22 protein-coding genes and 1 pseudogene are annotated in these 25,374 nt (G+C 33.1%); 11 read left to right on the top strand and 12 right to left on the bottom strand.

Going from position 1 to position 25,374, the window contains the following annotated elements:
- The first annotated feature begins 286 nt into the window (after nucleotides 1-286).
- The 4 genes from VKJ25_RS03945 (at nucleotide 287) to VKJ25_RS03930 (ending at nucleotide 3,755) form a co-directional block, all read left to right on the top strand.
- Nucleotides 287-931, top strand: a complete 645-nt coding sequence (locus tag VKJ25_RS03945; protein WP_324235323.1) for a DMT family transporter — start codon at nucleotides 287-289, stop codon at nucleotides 929-931.
- A gap of 11 nt (nucleotides 932-942) precedes the next feature.
- Nucleotides 943-1,248, top strand: a complete 306-nt coding sequence (locus tag VKJ25_RS03940; RefSeq protein WP_483143729.1) for a DMT family transporter — start codon at nucleotides 943-945, stop codon at nucleotides 1,246-1,248.
- Nucleotides 1,249-1,551: 303 nt separating this feature from the next.
- Nucleotides 1,552-2,253 (top strand): CADD family putative folate metabolism protein, encoded by a 702-nt coding sequence (locus VKJ25_RS03935; RefSeq protein ID WP_324235321.1) that lies wholly within the window; start codon nucleotides 1,552-1,554, stop codon nucleotides 2,251-2,253.
- 581 nt (nucleotides 2,254-2,834) lie between these two features.
- Nucleotides 2,835-3,755, top strand: coding sequence for an Rpn family recombination-promoting nuclease/putative transposase (locus VKJ25_RS03930; RefSeq protein WP_324235320.1), 921 nt, complete (start codon nucleotides 2,835-2,837; stop codon nucleotides 3,753-3,755).
- A gap of 466 nt (nucleotides 3,756-4,221) precedes the next feature.
- On the opposite strand, the gene VKJ25_RS03925 is transcribed toward VKJ25_RS03930, so the two are convergent.
- On the bottom strand, nucleotides 4,222-5,322 hold the full coding sequence (locus tag VKJ25_RS03925) for a hypothetical protein (protein WP_324235319.1): 1,101 nt from the start codon (nucleotides 5,320-5,322) through the stop codon (nucleotides 4,222-4,224).
- 426 nt (nucleotides 5,323-5,748) lie between these two features.
- On the opposite strand from VKJ25_RS03925, the gene VKJ25_RS03920 reads away from it, so the two are divergent.
- Together VKJ25_RS03920 and VKJ25_RS03915 are read left to right on the top strand one after the other, a co-directional pair.
- Complete coding sequence (locus VKJ25_RS03920) at nucleotides 5,749-6,198, top strand: helix-turn-helix domain-containing protein (protein ID WP_324235318.1); 450 nt, start codon at nucleotides 5,749-5,751, stop codon at nucleotides 6,196-6,198.
- A 6-nt stretch (nucleotides 6,199-6,204) separates the two neighbouring features.
- The gene (locus VKJ25_RS03915; protein ID WP_324235324.1) at nucleotides 6,205-7,209 is read left to right on the top strand and encodes an AAA family ATPase; all 1,005 of its coding nucleotides are present in this window, start codon (nucleotides 6,205-6,207) and stop codon (nucleotides 7,207-7,209) included.
- A gap of 144 nt (nucleotides 7,210-7,353) precedes the next feature.
- Here VKJ25_RS03915 and VKJ25_RS03910 read toward each other — a convergent pair whose 3' ends face one another.
- The 5 genes from VKJ25_RS03910 to ureG all read right to left on the bottom strand — a co-directional run bounded on the left by VKJ25_RS03910 (nucleotide 7,354) and on the right by ureG (nucleotide 11,385).
- Entirely contained in the window at nucleotides 7,354-7,554 is a 201-nt protein-coding gene (locus VKJ25_RS03910; RefSeq protein WP_324235317.1) for a hypothetical protein, read from the bottom strand.
- A gap of 219 nt (nucleotides 7,555-7,773) precedes the next feature.
- The gene (locus tag VKJ25_RS03905; RefSeq protein ID WP_324235316.1) at nucleotides 7,774-8,466 is read right to left on the bottom strand and encodes an urease accessory protein UreF; all 693 of its coding nucleotides are present in this window, start codon (nucleotides 8,464-8,466) and stop codon (nucleotides 7,774-7,776) included.
- 389 nt (nucleotides 8,467-8,855) lie between these two features.
- Nucleotides 8,856-9,383 carry an urease accessory protein UreE gene (locus VKJ25_RS03900; RefSeq protein WP_324235315.1) on the bottom strand — a complete coding sequence of 176 codons (528 nt, stop codon included), beginning with the start codon at nucleotides 9,381-9,383 and terminating at the stop codon, nucleotides 8,856-8,858.
- A 203-nt stretch (nucleotides 9,384-9,586) separates the two neighbouring features.
- Nucleotides 9,587-10,429, bottom strand: a complete 843-nt coding sequence (locus VKJ25_RS03895; protein ID WP_324235314.1) for an urease accessory protein UreD — start codon at nucleotides 10,427-10,429, stop codon at nucleotides 9,587-9,589.
- 296 nt (nucleotides 10,430-10,725) lie between these two features.
- The gene (gene ureG / locus VKJ25_RS03890; protein WP_324235313.1) at nucleotides 10,726-11,385 is read right to left on the bottom strand and encodes an urease accessory protein UreG; all 660 of its coding nucleotides are present in this window, start codon (nucleotides 11,383-11,385) and stop codon (nucleotides 10,726-10,728) included.
- Between the two features lie 506 nt (nucleotides 11,386-11,891).
- Between ureG and VKJ25_RS03885 the strand changes: the two genes are divergently transcribed.
- Entirely contained in the window at nucleotides 11,892-12,881 is a 990-nt protein-coding gene (locus tag VKJ25_RS03885) for a sulfotransferase domain-containing protein (RefSeq protein ID WP_324235312.1), read from the top strand.
- A 280-nt stretch (nucleotides 12,882-13,161) separates the two neighbouring features.
- Here VKJ25_RS03885 and VKJ25_RS03880 read toward each other — a convergent pair whose 3' ends face one another.
- Nucleotides 13,162-14,097, bottom strand: coding sequence for a nuclease-related domain-containing protein (locus tag VKJ25_RS03880; protein ID WP_324235311.1), 936 nt, complete (start codon nucleotides 14,095-14,097; stop codon nucleotides 13,162-13,164).
- Nucleotides 14,098-14,264: 167 nt separating this feature from the next.
- Nucleotides 14,265-14,882, bottom strand: a complete 618-nt coding sequence (locus VKJ25_RS03875) for a DNA-3-methyladenine glycosylase (RefSeq protein WP_324235310.1) — start codon at nucleotides 14,880-14,882, stop codon at nucleotides 14,265-14,267.
- Between the two features lie 22 nt (nucleotides 14,883-14,904).
- Between VKJ25_RS03875 and VKJ25_RS03870 the strand changes: the two genes are divergently transcribed.
- Nucleotides 14,905-15,027 (top strand): hypothetical protein, encoded by a 123-nt coding sequence (locus VKJ25_RS03870; protein WP_324235309.1) that lies wholly within the window; start codon nucleotides 14,905-14,907, stop codon nucleotides 15,025-15,027.
- Nucleotides 15,028-15,213: 186 nt separating this feature from the next.
- Here the strand turns inward: VKJ25_RS03870 and VKJ25_RS03865 are convergent.
- A pseudogene (locus tag VKJ25_RS03865) lies at nucleotides 15,214-15,669 on the bottom strand (DUF29 domain-containing protein).
- A 636-nt stretch (nucleotides 15,670-16,305) separates the two neighbouring features.
- Here VKJ25_RS03865 and VKJ25_RS03860 point away from each other — a divergent pair.
- The gene (locus tag VKJ25_RS03860) at nucleotides 16,306-18,054 is read left to right on the top strand and encodes an NAD+ synthase (protein WP_324235308.1); all 1,749 of its coding nucleotides are present in this window, start codon (nucleotides 16,306-16,308) and stop codon (nucleotides 18,052-18,054) included.
- 269 nt (nucleotides 18,055-18,323) lie between these two features.
- Nucleotides 18,324-18,920, top strand: a complete 597-nt coding sequence (locus VKJ25_RS03855; protein ID WP_324235307.1) for a hypothetical protein — start codon at nucleotides 18,324-18,326, stop codon at nucleotides 18,918-18,920.
- A 275-nt stretch (nucleotides 18,921-19,195) separates the two neighbouring features.
- On the opposite strand, the gene VKJ25_RS03850 is transcribed toward VKJ25_RS03855, so the two are convergent.
- The 3 genes from VKJ25_RS03850 to VKJ25_RS03840 form a co-directional block, all read right to left on the bottom strand.
- Nucleotides 19,196-20,080 carry a glycosyltransferase family 2 protein gene (locus VKJ25_RS03850; protein WP_324235306.1) on the bottom strand — a complete coding sequence of 295 codons (885 nt, stop codon included), beginning with the start codon at nucleotides 20,078-20,080 and terminating at the stop codon, nucleotides 19,196-19,198.
- 322 nt (nucleotides 20,081-20,402) lie between these two features.
- Nucleotides 20,403-20,618 carry a hypothetical protein gene (locus tag VKJ25_RS03845; protein WP_324235305.1) on the bottom strand — a complete coding sequence of 72 codons (216 nt, stop codon included), beginning with the start codon at nucleotides 20,616-20,618 and terminating at the stop codon, nucleotides 20,403-20,405.
- Nucleotides 20,619-21,209: 591 nt separating this feature from the next.
- Complete coding sequence (locus VKJ25_RS03840) at nucleotides 21,210-22,301, bottom strand: glucose-1-phosphate thymidylyltransferase (RefSeq protein ID WP_324235304.1); 1,092 nt, start codon at nucleotides 22,299-22,301, stop codon at nucleotides 21,210-21,212.
- A gap of 509 nt (nucleotides 22,302-22,810) precedes the next feature.
- Between VKJ25_RS03840 and VKJ25_RS03835 the strand changes: the two genes are divergently transcribed.
- Nucleotides 22,811-25,051, top strand: a complete 2,241-nt coding sequence (locus VKJ25_RS03835; protein ID WP_324235303.1) for a hypothetical protein — start codon at nucleotides 22,811-22,813, stop codon at nucleotides 25,049-25,051.
- The last annotated feature ends 323 nt before the right edge of the window (nucleotides 25,052-25,374 follow it).

Raw genomic sequence — 25,374 nt, 5'->3', positions numbered from 1 at the left:
TATATATAGAGTATTGGTGCGTTGTGCGTTGTGCGCTTTTCATGTCGCGCAGCGTTTCGGCGCTTGAGCCGACATATAAAGCGGAGCTTTGCGGAACGCAAAACGCACCCTACCAATAGCGTTCGTGGGTAAGTCCTATTAGTATAAGATTGGCTCGTAGGGGTTTGGTCTCCAAACCCAAGCAAATCAGAGATTTGGAGACCAAACCCCTACAGTTTTTTCTCACGCATGATTCTTTATGGCTATACTGTATTTTTACAAGCAAGATGCTTGTGCTACTTAAATTATGTTTGGTTTTATTATTGTTTTACTGGCATCTTTCTGTTTCTGTTTCCAAAATATTATTGTCAGGGTTCTCTTCAATGAACAAATAATTTTAGGGATTTTTTCCACAGGTGGATTTGTCATACCGAATTTGGAAAATTCTTTCTTACTAATGTTTATGCGAACGGTATTGGCAGTTCCATTGATGGCTTCCTTCGTAACAAAACTTTACCCACAGAGCTGGCAAGACATTAGAGGATTAGGAAATAATGAAGCACGTCCTATATTGGGGCGATCGCTTCTTGGTGGAGTGCTGATGTTTTTATACTTGGCACTACTTTATGTATCTATTGGTTTAATTAAAACTGGAATAGCTTTAACTCTGTTTTTTACTTACCCCATATTTACTTCCCTATTTTCTTGGTTATTTTTAGGTATTCCCCCTACAAAGTTTCGGTGGATGATAATGGTTGTTGTCTTAGTTGGTACTTTTCTGACTATTCCTTATACTCAAAATACATCGGATAGTTATAACGGAATCGGGGTAATTTTTGGTATTGGTTCAGGACTTGCTTACGCTCTCTATACTGTTAATGCCCAAAAAAGTTTTGAAACAATACATCCGGTTCCCTTTACTTGGATTAGTTTTGCGACTACTTTACTTTAGGTTTATCTACCATAAGTTTATTAATTTGGCAAGGGGAAAATATAGAACTTAATTGGACTTCCATGTGGATAGGTGGTTTTCTATCAGCAATCTTCACTTTGAGCGGTCATTTAATGTTTAATTATGGAATTAAATTGATAGGTGCGACTAGCGCTGCAACTATTGGGGCAACTAATCCTTGTATAACTGCAATTTTAGCTTGGTTAGCTATTCAAGAAACTCTTCATGGTTTACAAATTTTAGGTATTATTATTGTTACTTTAGGTGTTTTATTATTGAGTCAGGAATTGAGACTGAAACAAAAATTAGGTAGTTAAATAATTAATAGTTAATAATTAATAATTAATAATTAATAATTAATAATTCTTGAGAGTGATTTTCAAAGTCAGCATTTAGCTATGAGTGAATTTTTAAATGTAGGTTGGGTTAAACAGAGTGAAACCCAACAAAACCTTGCTAATACAGAGTGAAACTCAACAAAAACTTACTAATGTTGGGTTTCGTTCCTCAACCCAACCTACGCCTAGCGCTGCTATATAAAGAAAATATTTTATCTTCTTGACAAGATAGACAATTGTGATATTATTTATAAACTAAACTAATAATTGAGTGAAAAAGTTATGTTGCTTGAAGAAAAACAAATGACTGGAGAACAATTCATTTCTCTCTTGGATGAAATTATTGAAAAACAACATTTACTAAAGCATACATTTTATCAAATGTGGAATGAAGGAAAATTATCTTTAGAAATGTTGCAAGAATACGCTCAAGAATATTATTTACAAGTTCATTATTTCCCTACTTATGTGAGTGCTACTCATGCAGCTTGTGATGATTTAGAAACTCGGAAAATGCTCTTAGAAAATTTAATTGAAGAAGAAATGGGAGCTGCAAATCACCCGGAATTATGGTTACGTTTTGCTGAAGGTTTGGGTGTAAAAAGAGAGGATGTTAAAACTCGGGAACATTTAGCAAAAACTAAGGAATCTGTAAGTATTTTAAAAGAATTAGCTCGCAGTGAAAATCCTGCTGAAGGTTTAGCTGCTCTTTATGCTTATGAGTCACAAATTCCGGCAGTTGCTACTACTAAAATTGCTGGTTTGAAAGAATTTTATGGTATTAATTCTGAAGCAGCTTTAGCATTTTTTAAAGTACATGAAAAAGCTGATGAAATTCACAGCAAAGTGACTAAAGAAGCATTGGTAAAACTATGTGAAACTGATGGAGAAAAACAGGAAGCTTTAACTGCTGCAGCAAAAGCGGCAGATGCTTTGAATTTGTTGCTTGATGGTGTTTATGAAGAGTATTGTCAAGCTGCGTAATTACAGCGCTTTCCATTGCCCGTGAGGTACACCTGTCGCGGGCAAGATGCCCGCACTTGCCCAGCTTTATAATTAATATTTGTACCTCATAACTTCGGAATCTGCTGTAATTGTTATAGCAGGGAACAAGGAACAGGAAACAGTTGAAAAAGTGTTTCCTAGTCTAAGATTCATCATCATTCCATATCTTAACCACCTTAGCAGTTGCTATAGTTAACTCCCCCGGCAGGAAATCCCGCGCTCTCCTAAAGGAGCGTCGGAATGAAAGCCGGGGTGGGGAGGATGGGGAGGATGAGGAGGGTGGAGAGTACAAGACTCGAAAAATATAGGGTTGTAAATATTCTCTGGCGACAAAGAATTAGCCCTGCCCTTTGAAAGGGGGGAAGTCAACAAAAAGTCCCCCTTTCAAAGGGGGATTTAGGGGGATTATCAATGTACCTTACAAGGAAAGGGAAATGCTATATTAATTCATTACTAGCTATTAATTCATTACTTTTGAGTAGGAATTAGTTTGGATAGATTGGTTGAAAATATAGTATAAGTTAGGTAAAGCCTACTTAACTGGAATTCCATTAGTTATTATGAAATTTATCAGTCCTAAAGTTGATTATGCCTTTAAAAAAATATTTGGTTCTAATCAATCTCAACAAATACTTATCAGTTTTCTGAATGCTATTATTTATGATGGTAAAAAAATCATCCAATCTTTGACAATTAATAATCCCTATAATCCTAGTCAAATAGAATCTTTAAAAGATACTTATTTAGATATTCGAGCTACATTATCTGACAATTCAATAGTGATTATTGAAATGCAAGTTTCTCCGATGCAAGCTTTTGATAAAAGAGTATCTTATAATTTGTGTAAAACTTATGCTAATCAATTAGAAAAAGGCGAACTTTATTTTCTACTAAATCCAGTAATAGCTGTGACAATTACTGATTTTAAGATGTTTGATGTTGATAAACTTCCAAAAGCTATCAATAAATTTGTGTTTAAAGAGGAGGTAGAAAATGTTGCCTATATAAATAATGATTTAAAATTAATATTTGTGGAATTGCCAAAATTTCAGAAAAAATTAGAGCAATTAGAAAGTTTAATTGATAAGTGGATTTTCTTTTTAAAAGAAACTGCTAGTTTGAATATAATTCCCGAACCTTTAGGGGAAGTGCCAGAAATTGAACGCGCTCTAAATATTGCGAATCAAGCTAATTTTAGTAAGGAAGAATTAGAAGAATATGATAGACGAGCAATGATGTTCCAGGATGAGAGAGGAAAAATAAATTATGCGAAAGAAGAAGGTAGAGCAGAAGGTAAAACGGAACTCGTAATGTTGTTAGTTAATCAACGTTTTGGAGAGGTGGATCGAGATATTAGCGATCGCCTTTCTAATTTAAAGGGTGAAAATTTAGAAAGTTTAGTTAAGGCAATTTTTGATTTTAATAGTTTAGCAGATTTATTGAGTTGGTTGGATAACCTTTCAATAATGGATAATGGATAATTGATAATGGATAATGGATAATTGATAATTACCTCTTCGTTTTAGGGAGAGGATTGAATAAAAAGAAAAATTTGTGGAATGGGCATCTTGCCCGTTCCTGGCGATTCCTGCTATTTTTCGAGAGACTATTTGTGGAATGGGCATCCTGCCTGTTCCTGTCCGTTCCTGCTATTTTCCGAGAGACTATTTGTGGAATGGGCATCCTGCCCGTTTCTGTCCGTTCCTGCTATTTTCGGAGAGGCTATTTGTGGAATGGGCATCCTGCCTGTTCCTGTCCGTTCCTGCTATTTTCGGAGAGACTATTTGTGGAATGGGCATCCTGCCCGTTCCTATCCATTCCTGCTATTTTCGGAGAAGCTATTTGTGGAATGGGCATCCTGCCCGTTCCTGCCGATTCCTGCTATTTTCCGAGTGGCTATTTTCGGACAGGCAGGATGCCTGTCCCACAAGAAAAAAAAGAGACCGATTATTCTAAGATAAAATCAGACGCACTAATTTTGGGCGCACCTTCTAATGTAGCGATTTTTCCGCCACCGCCAAAACCAGATAAAGCACCATTGGCGTTGTAATATAAATCTCCAGTAGAGCGATCGTAAACTATATCCGCGATTGAACCAGCAACGGCTTTTTTGTTTTTAACTGATGCAAATTCTCGCTGAATACTAAATCCTTCTCCTAAATCACTTTTCAGGGTGACAAAGGTATCTGTATCGAGAATAATATCGTCAACGTTGGGTTGAAAGTCTGTGATAGTATCAATACCTAAGTCATTTTTTTTGTAAGCTTTGCCACTGCCTAAAACAAAATCGTCTGCACCGCCACCGCCGACTAAAGTATCGTTTCCGGCAGCACCGATGAGAATGTCGTTACCGTTTTTGCCGTCGATGGTTTCGTTTTTATTAGTTCCTTCGAGTCGGTTATTTTTGTTGTTACCGTTGATGTTTTTGCCAGTTCCTGAACTGGTGTCAGAAGTGGAAAAATTCCAACCGTTAACACCTAAATTATTATCCCAAAAACTCCAACCACCAAAGCCAACGTAAGCTTTATTTCCTATAGTATCTACGATATCTACTTTTGTGGATAAAATAGGGGTTCTAGGCTTAGTAGTCGTGCTAGCTGTAAAAACTTTTAGTCGATCATTTTTACCGTTATATTCAATCCAAACATTAATACTTCCATCTGCATTACTTAACTGTACGTTTGCGGGAATTGAAACTGCAGGCGTAAAATTACCATTTATGTTAAAATTGACTTCATTATCGACGAAACCATCTAATTCTATACCTATGCTTGATGTAATTCCTTCCCCACTATCAAAAGAGTCAGTTGATAAAGTGTTGTCTTTTCTGGGATCGTTATGTAGCAGGAATGTTAAGCCAACATCTATTCCTGATATATATGAAAAGCTGGTTTCAAAAGAAGTATCTTTATCAAGTTTAATTGGTTTAAAGTAAAAGGCGCTACCAACTTGTTGACCATTAGTATTAAATACTAAAGTCTGATTTATTTTACCTGCTCCTCCATTGAAAGTAAACTTCGATAAATTTTTAGAATTTAATGTAACCATGACTACCCTGTTTTAATGAATAAAGTAGGTTGGGTTGCAAGATAAACTTAACCCAAGCTATTGGACTGACGCGCCTAAAATGGTGCATGGGGTAGGGGCGGGTTTGAGCAGAAATTTTCATGCTTAATCTAAGATTTACATAAACCCGCCCCCAGGAGGGCGACTACTTATATCATTGGGGGCGGGTTTATCTAGCTTAATGTAAAGACTCGTTAACTTAACTGTGAAACCCGCCCCTACAGAGCCTAATTGCCTAATGCACAAAATTAGATGTGTCAGTCTACTATAGTTTGATATTGTCTCATCAATATCTGGCTTTACAAGTAGGAATTGTTGGTAATTTCCCCTCATTTTGTATGTACTATTTGTAGGAAATGTACGATTTGTTTGTTATAATTTTCCCTACCACCTAACATTTCCCAATCTATGAATATTCAAGAAATCTTAAGGTTAGCTGAAGAGTTAATTTCTGAGCATACTGGAGAAGATTTAGATCACTTACAAAAAACAATATTGCAACGTACTTTAGAAAACCAAACCTACAAAAAAATTGCTGAGGAAACTTATGCAAGCGAAACTCATGTCAGATATATCGGTTCTAAATTATGGAAAACTTTATCCGAAATACTTGATGAAAATATTACCAAAACAAACTTCAGAACAATATTAGAAAATGCAAAAATTTACAATTTTGCACCTGCTGCTATCGGTGAAAATAACGTAACAAATAACATTAATATTTGTCCGTCAAATCCTCGCGCTTCCCCAACAAAAACCAAAACTCAAACAACACCAACTCAAAATATTATCGACCTCGACAAAGCACCAGAAATTATCAACTTTTATGGTCGCAAAGAAGAACTTTCAATCTTATGAAAATGGATAGCGATCGCTCGCCTCCGTGTCATCTCTATTTTAGGAATAAGTGGTATGGGCAAAACCACCCTTGCTCTAAAATTAATTCAGGAAATAAATGGGTTTGGAAACCAAGATGAGTTTAGAGACCAAACCCCTACGAATTTGATGGATGGTATGAATGGGTTTGGAGACCAAATCCCTACGTTTAATTACATCATTTATCGCACCCTTCGCTTTTCTCCCACTCTCACCACAACTCTGACTAATCTCCTAAAAGTTTTCGCACCAGAAACAGAAACTTCAGACAATATTGAAACCCTATTATCACAACTCCAAAAGTACCTAGAAAAATATCGTTGCTGCATCATATTTGATGACATACAAAAATTATTTTCTCCTGGAAAAATAGCAGGTAAATATAAATCTGGTTATGAAGATTATCAAGATTTTTTCCAACTATTTGCCACAGTCTCTCATCAGAATTGTTTGCTATTAATAAGTAGAGAAAAAATTCCAGAAATTATCAAATTAGAAACCGAAAATTATCCAGTGCGAACTTTTATTTTAGGAAGTTTAGGAAATGCTGCTCAAGAAATATGTGAAAAACACAAATTAGCAGATCGAGAATGTTGGGAAAAATTGATTAATAATTATCAAGGAAATCCCCGATGGTTAGATATGGTAGCAACAACAATTCAAGAATTATTTAGCGGTCAAGTAGCAGAATTTCTGGAATATGAAACCCTAATTTTACCAGAGACATTGCAAGGAGAATTAGAACAACAATTGCAAAATTTATCTCCTGTAGAAATTAGAATTATGGAGCAAATAGCTAACCAAGACGAATCTATTTCCATAGGAGAAATAATTAAAAAATCAGAACTATCTATTCAGGAATCTATCAACTTAATTCAATCTCTGAAAAAGCGGTTATTATTAGATGGGAAGTTAAAGAATAATTCGACAGTATTTGCTCTGAATCCTATTTGGAAACAATATTTAAAAAACAAACTTGAAAGTATCAACTAATTAGATGAAAATTGTAAATTATTTGTCAAAAAAACTGTAGGGGTTTGGAGACCAAACCCTAGGGGAATTTCAATCTGAAATATCATGTTTTTTCCTCAACTCTGCTAATACAAAACGGGCAGGTTTTCCTTCACTATGTTTAAATTATTTTATTCCTTGGCAGATTGCAATTATTGATTCAGCATAATCTAATCTTGCCAATAATTTTTGATAGGCAACTGCATCTTGAATAACTATCTCTGTTTTACCATTAATTGTTAAAAAAAGAGGTTTTTGTGTTTCTTTAATTTGCTCCACAAAATACTTATGATTATGCTGAAAATCTTTGAGTGAATGATTAATCATTTATTTTTTACTGGTTATAAAAAGTTTCTTTTGGCTAATTCTCTACTTTATAAAAAGAGGTAATATAAAGTCCGAAAAATTACTATTTTCAAGTCATTGCGACTGGAACGGAGTAGAAGGAAGTAATCTCGCAAAACCCTTGAGATTGCTTCGCTACCGCTCGCAATGACAACTGTTGAACAGGATTCTATATAATTATTCATTATTCATTATTCATTATTAATTAGCAAATAATCTTTGAGGTAATTTAGAATGTTGCATTTGAGCAATATCAATCAAAGGAGTACAAGACCACATTTCCTCTAAATTCATTGATGGAGCTGTCGAACAAACTGCTTCAATATCTGGTACTAATTGCAGTAAAATTTGTTGTGTTTGTATATGTCCTAAAATTCCTAAACGAATAGCTGCTCCCAATATATTTGTTACTAAACCATGCAAAAAAGCTAAGACTGCATCTTGTTCTTTTAAACCTGCTACTGAACTAATAGTACCAAAAATAACTGGATGTAAACAGTGTATTTTTCCCTCAATAGCATCTTGATTGAGAATTTTTAATCGTTCGTCTTGCCAAGTAGAATTAGCTACCATTAATAAAGCACGTCCACTTTGACGTTGAGTTTCTCTATTTTTAGCGATCGCTGTTTGAATAAATAGTTGTTTATCTGCTGTTTTTACTGCCTCTAAATTTCCGTTTTTAATACCGCGATAACTATGAATTAATGCTACCACATCACTCACTCCAACTTTATTGCGTAATAATATTTTTAAGAAATACAAAATTTCTGCTTGGGAATTAATTTTTCCTTTTTGAACTAAAGTTTCTAATCCGTGAGAAAAGGTAAAAGAACCACTCGGAAAAAAAGAATCAGATAACTGCATTAAGGCAAGTTGTTGGGATATTTCAGTCATTTTAGGGAGTAGGGAGTAGGGATTAGGGAGTAGTGGATTGTTTCATCTTAAATGGTGCATTACTTTTTGATTGTCTCTAGACAAGGGAGACAAAGGAGACAAGGAAGACAAGGAAGACAAGGGAGACAAGGGAGAAAATCGCTCTGCACAGCTTTAGATGAAACAGTCCAGTAAGAAGAAATAATTAATACATTGAAATAAGCGTAGTACCCTGTCAAGACTAAAATTGTCGGTTAGGAAGGAGCTAACTTCAAGACCTCTCCCCCAGCCCCTCTCCTGCAAGGAGAGGGGAGTCTTTCTCCCCCTTCCTTCTTCCCTCCTTTCAAAGGGGGGTTAGGGGGGATAGAAGGGGGTTGGGGGGTTAGATTTTTTAACCTACATTTTTCTATTTAGCCATGATGATTATGCTGTGAAAAATGAAAATGTTCTTGAGCAGAACGAAATTCATAATCTATTTTTAAACCAGGAATTTTAAACTTGTTAATAGTGTCTTCAATTATCTCTGCATCTGCCACTAATTGAATATAAATTTTATTTTTATTTACAATAATCGGCCAGTGATGATTTCCCAAAACGTGACCTAGATGAAGTAATTCTATGGCGTAATTTTCTACTGGTTCAGTAAAACTTAATACCATCAATTTTTGCTCTTGTAAATGAATTAATAATAGTTTATTAGATTTGGTAATAAATACATCTCCTTCAGATAAAGACCAATCTCTATTTTTAATAATCCCAACAATAATTCCAGAAGTTGATTGAGCTTGGATTCTGCCTTTACAACTATCAGTTTGACTCAGATATATTTCTAAATAATTGTTTAAACTGCGGGCTGATTTTACCCTTTGTTCTAGATTTGTATCTTTGGTTATATTACCAATATAAGTTTCTGCTATTTCTCTAATTTGTTCGACCATTTAAAACACCTCTGTCAAAAATAAAAGTCAAAAATTTTGTTATAAATTTTCTTGGAAAAGCTGTTACTTATTGGTATCCCCCCCAGCCCCCCTTTGTAAGGGGGGAGTTAAGAAAAAGTCACCTTTTGTCAGCGGGAAAACCTTCAAAGTCCCCCTTTCAAAGGGGGATTTAGGGGGATTAATCTTATGATAATTACTATAATTTATTTAGGAATATAGGGTAAACTGGAGCGATTAGTTAAATTACGAACACAATTTAAAGCATATTTAATATACTGTTTTATTTGTATAGTTTTACTAGCTAAAACACGAATTAATAAACCTTTATTGTTAGGTAATACAGAACTACCTAAAAGAATTTCTGAACAATTAGCTGCCTCAATATTTTCCAGTTTTTGACTCAGTAACTCCCGATTAATATTTGGTTGAATAACAATTAAATTAGCTAATATAGGCATGGAAGCAAATATATCACTATCCTTAAATAAATTATCTTTTCCTTCTAAGTGAATAGCATCTTTAAAACATATTTCTTCTGTCATAGAAATCATCTTTAACTGACTAAAATAATAGCGAAATTTGTACCATTCTCCCCTAGCTAATCTACCAGGAATCATAATCTCACTCCAAAAAAGTTCTGCATTAGAATCAAGTTGAATCTGAGTAGTTTGTTCTAATGCTGCATCTGCAAACAAAATTAGAGGTTCTGCTACAAATTCTAATCTCGCTCCTGCTTTAACTTTAATTTTTGTGTTAGTTGTTGCTTTGGTAGCGGTAATTGGCATAGCATGAACTTTAATGGCAGCTTGATCGGTAAAATAAAGACTAGCTCCCTTTTCTAAATCTAGAGATAAATTCAAGTTGTCTCCAGCTAATAACCCAGGTGATGTACTGGTAAGATACAAGTAAGCAGTACCCATATCGGTAGCATCCAAACGAAATACATTAGATAAACGTAAAGGATGATTGGTATATTGATGAGTTACTACAGTTTTATTATAACTATTGCGCTCTAGTTTGATCTCTAAATTATTTCTACTTATCACTTTTTTAAATTCAAGGGAACAGGGAACTTTAATAATGAATAACTAATAATGGATAATTGATAATTATCTCTCTCTAATACCATTTCTTAAAAAGAAAGAAATAGCTGGTAATTTATGGAGAAAAGTTAATTTTATCAGGACTTACGCACAACTACCATATCTAGAATGGTATTCGCCCTTTAAAGATAGCATTTTGTCTAAAAGTTTGGGTAAGTCTTGTTTATTTTGGACTTTGAGAAATGCCTATTAGATATCTCTCAAAATTAAAAATATAATCAATTCTTATCCATAAATCATCAATTACCTTCCCCTGTTCCCAGTTCCCTGTTCTCTGTTCCCTCTTTGAAAACAGCACGAAATAAAATTCTTTCTAGAATAAAATTAACTACTTCATTTAATCCAACTCCAGTTTTACAGTTAGTGTAAGCAATGGGTTTCCCTTGACGATATACTGGCGCTTGTTGGCGAATTAAATCTAGATTAGCATTAACATAAGGAGCTAAATCTATTTTATTAATTACTACTAAATCAGCTTGCACAAAACCAGGTCCTTTTTTCCGAGGAATATCATCTCCTGCTCCCACATCTATGACAAAAATATAGGCATCTACCAAATCATAACTAAAGGTAGAAGCAAGATTATCTCCCCCACTTTCAATCAGAATCAGTTCTAGATTAGGATATAGTTGTTCCAAATCTTGCACTGCTAAAATATTCATCGTTGGATCTTCTCTGATAGCTGTATGAGGACAACTACCTGTCTCCACTCCAATAATGCGATCGCTTGGTAAAATCCCTCCACTTTTCAGTCGTTCTGCATCTTCGGTAGTTAGCAAGTCATTAGTTACTACAGCTACTTCAATACCTTGTTTGGTTAAAAGGGGAACTATACATTCTAGTAAAGCAGTTTTGCCACTACCTACAGGGCCACCGATTCCTAATCTCGCTGCTGTCATTTCAGTTATCAGTTAATTTCAGTTATCAGTTATAGCGCTACTTGGACAGGGAATAGGGACCACTTAACTGGGAACAGTAGAAAATTAAAGGGTTTTTCCTACGGAAATGCTCCACAAACAGGATTTATAAATGTCCGTGCCCTTTCCTTAGACTGCTATATCTGTTATCAGTTATCAGTTATCAGTTGTTAGTTTACACCATCTTATTTCAGTTATCAATGGTTTTTTTGTTAGTTTACAATAGTTAAATTTTTCTATTTTTATCCCTTTTAAACGAAAAAATTTGCCTTTTTATTGGGTTGATAGTTGCATTATTTTATGATAATTTATAATATTTTTACTAAACTTTTTTAATAAGATTATCAAACAACAATTTTAAAAAAGTTGTAATTTATACAGAAAAATTTTCTTTATTGTAAATAGAGACTTATAAACAAATATTGTTGATCATTTCCAAGGAAAATCTGCAATTATGATATTACTAACTTCATCCATTTTAATTAACTATGTCTGAAACAGAAATTGATACAAATTCATTTCAAATTCCTCTGCCAAAAATGAACTGTATACCTCGTTCATTTGATGTAAATGCAATAGAAAATTTTTACACTTGTACTATTATTACTAAGAGTGGAATGGAAAATGTATTTAATCATTTTTTACCCAGAGATAGTGATATTTATGTAACAACTTATCCAAAGTCTGGCACAACTTGGACTATATCAATACTGGAACATTTAGTAGAAAAAATTAGTGAAAAAGGTATTTCTCTTGGCTTTTGTACAGAAAGTTTTTCTCCTTGGTTAGATATGGCTGCAAGTACAGAAAACTGGAAGTCTACATTTTTAAAGTTTGAAAAAGCTCCATCCCCACGATTTTTTAAATCCCATGCTAGTTTAGGTTTAATTAAACAACCAGCCAGAATAATTCAATGTATAAGACATCCTTTAGATACCTTTGTTTCTGCATGGCATCATGTTAGGGGAAAAGAAGTTTTTGAATATAACGGTTCTTGGCATCATTTCTTTTCGGAAGTAGCACTAACAGGAAAGTTTGAAAGTGGTGATTGGTTTGACTATCACGAAGAATTTTTCAAAGCTTCTGAAGAAGGAAAAATTGAGGCTTTATTTTTAAAGTATGAAGACATGAAAAAAGATAATGCTATTTCAGCTATACATAAACTTGCTAAGTTTATTGAAGTTGAATATTATGATGTTGAAGAAATATCTAAAACAACTAATTTTACCAAGATGAAAGAAAAATCAAATCAGGGACATATTGAGAAAGATGGAAGTTTATCTAATGTTTTGGTTTCTCAAGAAATTGGTGATAAAAATATTCCCTCTAAAGCACATATTCGCAAAGGAATTGTCGGAGATTGGAAAAATTATTTGAGTGATAGTGAATTTAATTTGTGGCGGAATTATGTAGAGACAAAAAAGGCAAGTTGTCCTCATGTAATAGATTTCTTTTCTTTAGAGAATTTGCTTGGTTAATTGTTGGAAATTTTGGCTTGCGAATAGTTTAGGAATTATACCATTTATTGAGTTTTTTACATTTTATTTAGTGTATTAGTCGGAGAGTAGGGACGTTGCATGCAACGTCCCTACGGGTAAAAATAATAATATTTAATGTTCAATAGTTAATAATTAGTAAAAAATGGACTCAGACTATGTTAATTATTTAATGAATTAAGCATTACTTCAATACAGCATTAATCGTTGGGAATTAGTATGAATAAAATCAACCAATAACTATAAAAAATTATTGATGAGATTAATGAGTACGCTTTCGTAAAATAGGTTTTGATTTTGGAGAATGTTTTTGAGAATCTTGAGTAGAATCTAAAACAGGTTTTGATTTTGGAGAATGTTTTTGAGAATTTTGAGTAGAATCTAAAATAGATTTTGGTTGGGAATAAGATTTTCCAGAATCTTGAGTAGAATTTAAAATAGGCTTTGGTTGGGAATAAGATTTTCCAGAATCTTGAGCATAATTTAAAATAGGCTTTGGTTTTGGAGAAGGTTTAGAAGACTTTTCTGGAGAGTCTAAAAGTTCACAATTTTCAACTAATTTACTAATTATTGAAACCTGTTCATTTGTTAAACATTCTGGAGATTTTTGCAACATTTGTGCTAATTCTGGAAAACCTTGCAATACAGGAACAGAACAATTAGTTGTACCAATCCATTTTGCTACAGGAAAAACTACAGGAGCAAATATAAAATCTTCCGGGAAACCAGAAACTTGAGGCATAATAAACTGCTCAAACATTTTTCTGTGATATAAACTTTGAGAAGTAGGGCTATTTTCTACAGGTATCCATTTCATTCCTTCCCGTCTTTTCCATTTATCTTCATAAGCAGAAAAGGAACCTTTCCAAGTTTTTACTTCTACTAAAAAAACACCACCATTACCAATAATTAAAAGGTCAATTTCTGTAACTTTTTTTGATTTAATCGGAATCAACGCATTTTTAAACATTACCCAACTATCAGGAAATGACATTAGTAGAAAAGATAGAAAATTTTCCCCTAAATTACCTTTAAATTGGTTATGAATTTGTTTAAACTGAGCAAAAGTCGCACCAATTTCTCCAAAGAAACCTCCTCCAAGAGATTCTTTTATTTCCTGCTTTTTGTCTGAGATTTTATCCTGAATTTTGGCTTGGAAAGTCTCGCTTAATAATGGAGATTGTTTCAGTATTATCATCCTTTTTATTTAATAGCTACTAATATTAACTATAGCTGAAGTTAGAAGCCTAAAGTCAACTGATATAGAACTCAAAGCAAAGGTTAAGATATTTATAAATCTGTTTGCGGAGCATTTCCCTATACGAAAAACTCTTTGATAATTTGTTGTTCCCAGTTAAGTGTTCCCTAGCTCTTAGATACAGCATCACAGTCAGCTAAATACCATCGCCAAGGTAACTCCGTTCCTTTTGAAATTCCAATACGAGTTGTTTGTACTATTTGCAAATTTTCCTGAAATTTTGGCGATCGCTTTTCTAACCACATTGGTTTCCCCACTTGTAAGGGCGAACCATTCAAACTGAGGTCAATATTAAGAAGACGACAAAGTTTACCAGGCCCCGCAGCCAAACGAGAAGTTTTAGATTTTGATTTTTGTTTTGGAATATTCTCCCATAACCAATCTGGGACAGAATTTAATTGTAAAGCTCGAATTAAGACAACACTAGGTATCCCATCTACATCTGTCACAATATTTAGACAATGGTACATCCCATAAATGAGGAAAACATAACTCATTCCCGGAGGGCCAAACATCACAGAATTTCGTGGAGTTTGTCGGCGATAAGCGTGACAAGCAGGGTCTCCTGGTGCATAAGCTTCGGTTTCTACTATGGTGCTGCGGATAATTTGATTATCGGATATTCGTCGGACTAGAGTACAACCTATTAATTCTGGAGCAACTTCAGGGGATGGTCGTTTTAGCCAAGTATTGTCTATAATTTCATTTGTTTGAGCAAAATTCATTATTTAAGGAAAATCTGCAATTATGGATATCAAATTAATTCTAATCGGATTAACTGTTTTATTTAGTGTTGGTTGTCTATTTTTTGGTACAAAGAATGGATTCTATGATACTGATGATTATCATGGAAATGGTTGCGCTCACTAAGTAGGCGTTTTGCTGTACGACATGAAATGTGACAGGAATGTAGAGAATTAGTCTCTTAATCTTTTAGTGCAAAGAAACCCGGTTTCTCGAAGAAACCGGGTTTCTAGGCTTGCGTAGGTAAGTCTCGTAATAGAAACTTTCCATAAAATGTGCTTAATTTGACTATGTTTAGTCAGAGCATATTTTTCAATCAGGTAAATATTCAAAATCAAGAGTTTCTGCAAAAGTAAAGGGAGACTCTTCTGGAAAAATATCAGCATTAATTCCTGTTTCGTTAGCTGCTTTTAGCCTACTTCTTTGATAAGATTTATCAAATACTTCTGGCAAAAATGTTTTGAGACTAGGGCTATCTTCCAGCAATAATTCTAGAGAAGTTCGCTGTTCAATAATGGTATTTTTACAGCTTTCAGTTCTTTTTTATGGCTGATATTTCCATTTGAGCAAGTGCATCAACAAAATAATTAAACGATTTTTTAGCTCCCTTTTTTCACTTCTACCTATACTTTCTATTTCTGCAATTAAATTAGGAATATCTATTTCTGTAAATTTTCCTGCTCTTAATAAATTGGCAGTTGCTTCTACCCACAATAAAAAATCTCCATCGTATAGATTCGAGGATATTTTTTCTGGTAATTTATTCATAATTATCTCACTAGAAAAAAGGTATAACGATAATTTTTTTGTAGGACATGCATTTTACCTACAATAAGAATATCACACACTTGATGGTATGACACACTTGATGAAACCGACTGTAAGTGCTTATGCAAAATTAACTACACATTACTATTAGAAACCTCCAATCTTATCTAGAAATTATCACTTTTTTTATTCCTATTCCCTGTCACCTTTCTCAACTAGAAAATTAATTTGGCACGACTACTTAATTATAACATATTGGCACGTCTTAACAAAAAGTAAAGTGTACCCGATAGCTCGCCAAGGATTAAAATCCTTCGCTAATAGTTGAAGTCATCTTTAGATGACTCGGTTATTTATATTATCTTTTTGGATTGTGATTAATTAATATAGTCTAATATTTAATAGATAATTTATATGAAGTCTCATTAATTAGCAAATCACCTATCTTTAATCATCTTGAGATGACTTTTGCTGTGAGCCAAGAAATTCATTTATTGGCGGATCACAGAGTCTACCGTTTGCAGTGGGTTTTTGTAGTAAAATATATTCTGGTTCAACAAAGCCTTAATGGCACACCAAAAGCATGATAGCTGACAGCTAAATGCTTACTATTTATTCTACAAATTATCGAAAATTATGAAAATAGCGATCGCTCAACTTAATCCTATTATTGGTGATATTTCTGGCAATGCTAAATTAATTTTGGAGGCAGTGGAAAAAGCCCAAAAATTAGATGCCAAATTAATAATAACTCCAGAGTTATCATTGATAGGTTATCCCCCACGAGATTTATTAATTTATCCTAGTTTGATTGAAGCTGCTGCTGTAGAATTAGAGAATTTAGCTCAAGATTTACCATTAGAAATAGCTGTTTTAGTGGGAACTGTAATTTTTAATTCTCAAGCTGCGGAAACAGGAGAAAAATCTTTATTTAATAGTGCAGCTTTATTAACTAATGGAAAAGTCAAACAAATATTCCATAAACGACTTTTACCTACTTATGATGTTTTTGACGAATACCGATATTTTGAACCTGGAAAAACTAGCGATTTTTTCACATTAGAAATATCAGAATTTTCGGCTAAAATTGGCGTTACTATTTGCGAAGATTTATGGAATGATGAGGGATTTTGGGGAAAGCGAAATTATCCTTGTAACCCGATGCAAGAATTGGCAGAACAACAGGTTGATTTTGTGATTAATATCTCAGCTTCTCCCTACGGAGTTGGGAAACAAAAATTACGAGAATCAATGTTGGAACATAGCACGAATAATTATCATCAACCTATTATTTATGTGAATCAAGTTGGTGGTAATGATGATTTAATTTTTGATGGTTGTAGTGTAGTTTTTAATCGTACTGGAAATGTAATTTATCGCGCTAAATCTTTTGAGACAAGTTTAGCAGTTGTAGAATTTAATTCGGCAAAAAAAGATTTAATAGCTCCTAATTTTGAAACTATAAATTTGCCAGAAACTGAGGATGAAGAAATTTGGTCTGCTTTAGTTTTGGGTGTCAAAGATTATGTGCAAAAGTGTGGTTTTTCTAAAGTTGTTTTGGGTTTAAGTGGAGGAATAGATTCAGCTTTAGTTGCTGCAATAGCCACTGCTGCATTAGGAAAGGAAAATGTTTTTGCTATTTTAATGCCTTCTCCCTACAGTTCCGAACATTCGGTGAAAGATGCTTTGGAATTAACAGACAATTTAGGTATTGCTAAACAGGTGATACCTATTGAGGATTTAATGAAAGAATATGACAATAGTTTGACAAGTTTATTTGCAGGTACAAATTTTGGTGTTGCAGAAGAAAATATTCAATCTCGGATTCGGGGAAATTTATTAATGGCAATTTCTAATAAGTTTGGTCATTTAGTTTTATCCACAGGCAATAAGTCAGAAATGGCTGTTGGTTATTGTACTCTTTATGGTGATATGAACGGTGGTTTAGCAGTAATTTCCGATGTTCCAAAAACTCGCGTTTATTCTTTATGTCGGTGGTTGAATGAACAAGCAGTTAATGCCAATCCAAATTTCTTTGGTTCCGAAAATTTACTAATTACTAAAAAGCCAAATATTATTCCCGAAAATATTCTCACAAAAGCTCCAAGTGCGGAGTTAAAAGAAGATCAAAAAGACCAAGATTCTTTACCCGCTTATAATATATTAGATGATATTTTATTTCGGTTAATAGAAAAATGCGAATCTTTAGCAGAAATTATTGCAGCAGGACATGATTCAGAAGTAGTAAATAAAGTAGTTAAATTAGTCATGCGGGCAGAATTTAAACGTAGACAAGCACCCCCTGGTTTAAAAATTAGCGATCGAGCTTTTGGTACAGGTTGGAGAATGCCTATTGCGAAAAAATTAGTGATGAATAATAATTAATATAGCTATCAGCTATTGTCTTTCAACCCCACCTTTAAGACTATACTTTAATAAACATCTCTATAGAATCCGGATAATTAGTTGATGAAAAACTTTGTATAGCAATCAGGAATGAGATGTGAGAAAAAACTGTAGGGGTTTGGTCTCCAAACCCCTTAGCACTTGGGGAAAAGAAATCAAACCCCCTTAGATAAAATATTACAACCTATTTAGGATTCCTAATAGCTGAACCCTTACAAATGTTTCTACCCAACTGATAACTGAAAAAGATGCCTTATAGTAAATTTAACTTAGATGAACTCATAACAAACTTTAATCTAAATTTAGTTGAAGTTCAGGGAAAATTTAACAATTTACCAGAAGTTTTGCCTGGTAAAATACTCCAAGAACTTTTAAAAGATTATATACCTTTAGCAGTTGCTATTGGTTCAGAAAAAGCTCGTTCAGAGTTAATTGTTGCTCCAATTTTAGTAGAGATAAAGAAACAACTAAATAATCAAATTAGTATTTTTTCAGGAATAGAATTTAATGTTAATCCTGACCAAGGTTTAAATGGTTTTTGTGATTTTATTATTAGTCGTTCTGTCAGACAACTTGTGATTGAAGCGCCAGTTATTACCTTAGTAGAAGCCAAAAATGATAATCTCAAATCTGGTTTTTCTCAATGTATTGCAGAAATGCTAGCTGCTCAAATTTTTAATCAAAGAAAAGGCAACAATATTAATAAAATTTATGGCGTTGTGACAACTGGAACAGTTTGGCAATTTTTAGAGCTAGAAAAAGAATCTATAATTGTAGATTTGGAAGAATATTCTATCAATAATTTATCAAAAGTTTTCGGTATTTTAATTAGTTTAGTTAGTTAGAGTTTGCGTATGGAAAGTTTGATGGTAAAAGAAGGGAACAGGGAACAGGAAAGTTTAGACTAGGTAAGATATACCCACGCGGGCAAGATGCCCACACTGCTAAAATTTAATTATTAATAATTGAATTAGACATTTTTTTTGATTGTAGACAGGATTCTTTCTTCCTCTCCTCTCTCTCCTCTTTTCGGGGGGTTTGGAGACCAAACCCCTACGGTCTTAAATTGTACATTACTGGATTTGATATAATTTATAAACCTGGAATCCTCTATCAAGTTTCACTTTTTTCTACTATGATTATGTCTAATAAATTTTCCAATGGCTTTGAGTTTAATACTAGCTATTTTATAATTTATTGGTAACATAATTAAGGCTGCTATAGTAATTCTGAGTAATCTATATATTAAAACTGATTTATTAGCATGTTTGGCTAAACTTAAGAGGTAACTATAGATGCTATGTTCAAATTTTAATTCGGGATTTTTATTAGTAACAGAAGATGGTTGATGAAGTACGGAAATTTTCTGAGTTATAGCAATTTTATGACCTTGTTTAGCATAGCGTCTACAGAAATCAAAATCTTCATAATATAAAAAATAATCATCATCAAACTGAGGGTATTTTTCAAAGTTTTTGAAGTTAATTAACATACTGCATCCTGTCACCCAATCTGTGATTGATGTTTCTGTGTTGGAGAGAAATTCGTCAGCAATTATTTTGCCATTTTCCGGAATAAATTTTCCGCCTCCAAACCAAACTTTACCTGTGGGTTCATAGACGGTTGTTCCTAATATGGAAAATTCTGGATTTTCGGCTAAAAAATGATGTGTTTTTTCCAAAGAATCAGGTAATAAATAAGCGTCGGGATTAATTAACCAAACTATTGCTTGGGGATTTTGATTATCAATCCAATTTAATCCTAAATTGCAGGCTTTACCAAATCCTAAATTAGTTTCTGATTCAATAATAATTGTGGTATTTTCTTGAAGTTGATAAATAGACTTATCATCAGTTGAATTATTAATAATGATAATTTTTTCAAAGAGGTGGGAAGTTAATTTGATGGAATAGATTAATTTTTTAATTAACTCAGTTGAATAGTAGTTAACTGTGAGAAAGTAGATAGTATTTATATTGGTTTCTCCTTGGGAGTTTATAGTCATTTAAAATATGAAAAATGCTATATCTAATTTTGTGCATGAGGGCGGGTTTATATAAATTTTCAAGTAAGCATAAAAACTCTAGCAACAACCCGCCCCTACTGCTGAAATATTTAATTAATTTTGTGCATGAGGGCGGGTTTATATAAATTTTCAAGTAAGCATAAAAACTCTAGCAACAACCCGCCCCTACTGCTGAAATATTTAATTAATTTTGTCCATGAGGGCGGGTTTATATAAATTTTCAAGTAAGCATAAAAACTCTAGCAACAACCCGCCCCTACTTTTTAATAGATTTAAAGTTAATTTTTTAGGAAATAAAAAATCAAACAACGACTAGATTATCTAACTGTAATTCACATTGTTGAAAAACGTAATTAACTATAGCAAATAACTGGTCTAAATCTTGAAAAATGTAAAAAGTAATATTTTTAGTAAAGCTATCTTCAGTTAAATTACCAAACTGCCAGATTTTGGCATTAGAAACAATACCAAAAACTACTAATTTTGGATTATTCTTCAACTTTTGACCAGCTACCATTTCGGCTAAACATTTTCCCCAAGCTTCATCAAATTTATCTTGTTTTGCCTCGACTAAAAGTAGATAAGGTTTATCAAAAATAACTTTTCCTTAAGGGGAAAGTTTAGCTAATATATATTCAGGAAATCCAGATAAATTATCATTATAAATCAGAGATTGATGACTCCACAAAGTCAACTTATAACAATAAGACTTCCAGACTTATTTTCAAACAGGATAAATCAAATTTTCACAAATAGCAAATTCTGAATTATCCACTATTCCTTCTCGCATAACTATTTGTATATCATTTTTGAAATACTCAGGAACATTAAACTTCTTCTCAAGAATAAAATCAGCTTCCTGATAGTTAATCTGAAATTATTGGAGAACTAAACTAATACTTTTGTAACGACTAAAAGACATATTTTTATCAAATTAAAATTCAGTTTAGTAGTAAATTGACACAGCTAAAATTGTGCATTAGGGAATCAGGATTCGTAGGGGCGGGTTTCACAAGTTAGTTAACGGTTTTCACAAGTAATTCAGATCAACCCGCCCCTACCCCATGCACTATTTTATTTATGTGAAACAATTCACTACTAAACCTAATTATGTTAATTCTATTTGACTATCATCACCAATCATAAACCGTAAGGCTTTAGGACGTTGTGGAGCATTAATTAATTGCGCACGACGGCCGAGCAAACTATCAACAATACGTTGATGAATTTCAATAATTTTTGCTCCTTGTAATATGACACTATGTTCGATATCAACATCTATTAAAGTCACATTATCGGCAATACTACTATAGGGTCCGATAAAACAATTTTCCAAGTGACAATCATCACCTATTATTACCGGACCTCGAACACTACAATTAATTAGTTTTGTATTTTTACCAATTTTTACCCTGCCAATAATTTGACTTTTAGAATCTATTTCTCCATCTACAGATGTAGTTATTCGAGTATCTAAAATAATTTGATTCGCACTCAGTAAATCATCTTTTTTACCAGTATCTAACCACCAACCTTCTAAAGTGCGTGCTTCCACAGAAATTTCTGGTTCTTCAAGAGTTTGTTGGTCAATTAAATATTGAATAGCATCAGTAATTTCTAATTCTCCCCTAGCAGAAGGTTTAATATTAGCAATAGCATTATGTATTTTTTGAGAAAAGAAATATACACCCACAAGTGCTAAATCTGATGGGGGAACTTTCGGCTTTTCAACTAATCCTAATACCTTTCCTTGTTCATCTACTTTGGCTACACCAAAAGCTCTAGGATTAGGAACTTTGCGCAATAAAATTAAAGCATCTAATTGTTTCTGTTTAAAAGTATCTAAAAATTGCCCAAGCTGACTTTCAATGATATTATCTCCCAGATACATAATGAAAGGAGAATCTCCCAAAAATGGTTGAGCAATTTTAACAGCATGAGCTAAACCAGCAGGTTGCTCTTGGAGAATATAAGTAATTTTAGCGCCAAATTGTTCGCCATTTCCTGTTAATTCTTGTACTTCTTTTCCGGTTTCTGGACTAATAATAATTGCGATGTCCGTAATACCTGCTGCCACAATACCTTCAATTCCATACCACAAAATAGGCTTATTAGCAACTGGTACTAATTGTTTTGCTCCTGTATAGGTAAGAGGGCGTAGTCTTGTTCCTTTTCCACCAGAGAGAATTAATGCTTTCATATTAATATTTACAATTAGAGTTTTTTGGCAGTAGTTTGTGTTTTTGGGGCTGATTTTTTTCAGCTTAACAATAAGGTAGCACAAGCATCTTGCCTGTGATAGCTATGCCCAATATTTGATGAAATTTGCTATATCTATAGATAACAGAAAACAGGTATAAGTTCCATTTTTTATTTACTTTTTTTAGGGAACACTTAACTGGGAACAGGGAACAGATATGAAAGGAATAGTTATGGAGGAAAAAAGTATTTTAGTAAATGTGGGATTTACCCATTTAGGACTACTATAGTATCAGATAATTTTCCTTTTTTAGGGAACAGGGAATAATGTGATATGCACCCATTTAGGATTACTATAGTATCAGATAATTTTCCCTAATTAATTAGCTATAAAATTAGCTATCAAATATAGAAACTGGGTTTGTATGAAAGACCCCATTAACTAATGTCTACCTCCCTAAAACCCGGTTTCCGATAACACTTTTATTGCCAACATATTTAATATAAAACATGAAAACTTACTCTTTTTTAAAATCATTAAATACTAAGTTTAATTCACAGTCTAACTTTTTGACTAATATAATTCTTTTGCTGACTGTAGTTTTTATTATTATTGCTATAACATCAATATATGTATCTAACGAACATACAATTTATTGGTGGGATTTTGTAGGATATCAGAATGCTGCAAATAATTTAACAAATTTATTTCGAGAATCTACCGAAAGAGCAATTAATGATATTATAGGTTCTTTATCTCAACAGAAAAATTATCTAATCACATTGCCATTAATTCCATTTCTTTATATTTTTGGCAACCACAGAATTGTTTATATCCTCAGTCTTAATCTGATCTATTTATTACCCTTTAGTTTATTAATAGGAGCCATAGCTACAAAATTAATTCCTGTTTATTCTCGATGGGTATTTTGGTCAACAGTAGCGATCGCTTTACTAATACCTATAAGTTGGAGTCCTAGTTTAAGAGGATATCCGGATATGGGAGCGACTTTACCTATTTTATTGGCGATTTTGTTTTACTTAAAAAATATTAGATTAACTGCTTGGTGGCAAATTCCTATGATTGGATTTTGTTTAGGAATATCTATAGTTTTAAGAAGACATTTTGCCTATAGCGCCATAGCTTTTTTGGCTGCGATTAGTTGTCAAGTTATTCTCGACTTTTTGACTAATTTTAATCCCCCTAAATCCCCCTTAGAAAGGGGGACTTTGAATCTATCTAAATCCTCGTTTGAAAAGGAAAGTTTGAATCTCCCTAAATTTCCTTTAAAAATGGATAATTTGTTAGAAAGTGCGATAAAAATTAGTCTAATTTTCCTAACAGCTTTCCTGACTATATCAATATTTGCCTGGGGTTTTATCCAAAGTTCTTTAACAGAAAATTATCGAACTCTTTATGCAGCTTGGAGCTTATCAATACCTGACATATTCTGGCGTTATAGCTGTTTCTATGGATTAATAACTTTACTATTAGTTGCCATCGGATTTTCTGTAGGAGTTCTGAAAAAAATTCTAATTCCATCCACCACTATTTTTCTCTTATTATTCGGAATATTTTCTGTAGCTGAATGGTTAATTTGGCTGCGCTATGGAAATATTCATTACTCCCTACATTTAACCCCAATAATAGTTTTAGGAATATCCTCATTTATCTGGATAACCATTCATACTTTTCAAGGCAAAACTAAATTAATAATTCTCAGCATTACCGGAATATATTTAATCATTAATATCATCTTTGGTTTAACACCTGTCGGCAAATTTAATAACTTTCTACGACCATTATTTGCCAATAACTTTTCCCCATTAATACGTTCTGACTACGATGAAGTTTTGGCTTTAACTAATTATCTAAGTAAATTAGCACCGAATCGAGAATTAGTATATATAGCTGCTTCCTCAAATCAGTTTAATGCCAATATTATTAGAAACACAAACCGAATAATTAATCCTGAAAATTCGTCTAACTTAAGAGCAATAAGTAAACCACATATTGACACCCGTGATACTTACCCATTACCAGAATTATTAGCAGCACAATATGTAGTTATTGCTCATCCATTTCAGAAAGTATTATTAACTGATGAACAAGTCTTAAAACCAGGACAACAAGATTTAGTTAAGTTGGTTTATGATGCTTTTACTCAAAATTTACCCATTAGTCAAGACTTCCAAAAATTGCCAGAAGAATTTACTTTAGATGGAGGAGTAACTGTTAGTTTTTATCAAAGGATTCGTCCGACTTCTGTACCAACTGCCGTACAAACTTTATCAGCAATGCAAAAAAAAGTTCCCCAACGTCCGGGGAGACAGTTAGACTGGATGAGTTTAAATCAATCTCCTTATATTACTTATAATTATTCGGCAGTTACTCAAGTTTCTAATAATAGTTATAATTTCATGACAGACCCTGGGGATATTAGTAAAGAAACATCCAAATATTTTCTCTATTTAGGAGAGTTATCTTCTTCAGTAAAAATTACTGGCAAGTTAGACTTTCTTCATCAAGAATGTAATGGTTTATCTATTAAATTTTCTCTATTAGATGAGCAAGGAAATTTTCTTGATACAACCGCTAAAAATTATTTTCCTAGAATAACTTCAGATTTTTATTTTTCTCTTTGGGGGAAAAATAGTGTTTATTTACTTTTGCAAAATACGAGTATTAATAGCGATAAATTAACTGATAAATGTGGATGGAAAATTAATAATTTAGTTGTTGATAAGTAGAGGAAATTTGCGAAAGTGCAACACAACCTTCCAGCCTGTAACCACCTGGAAGGTTGTGTTACCAAAACTACTAAGTAAATAGTTACTTAATTTTATCCTCTGGAAAAAAGGCGATCGCTATAGCCATCAGAAATGGTCTGCCAAAAAACCGTACAGATTTGGTTTCAAAATCCTAACATACAACATTCCTAAACAGTTATCATTTTTTTAATTAGAAGAAAAATCTGAATAAAATTCCAGGTTGTGTAATGATTTTATTTAATAGTAATAATGAAATCTTACTGGTTCTCAGAGATAATAAAGATTCTATTCCATTTCCCAAT

Source organism: Okeania sp., assembly GCF_035285525.1.
In the GTDB taxonomy this organism is placed as follows: domain Bacteria; phylum Cyanobacteriota; class Cyanobacteriia; order Cyanobacteriales; family Microcoleaceae; genus Trichodesmium.
This window is presented reverse-complemented; position numbering and strand designations above follow the sequence as displayed.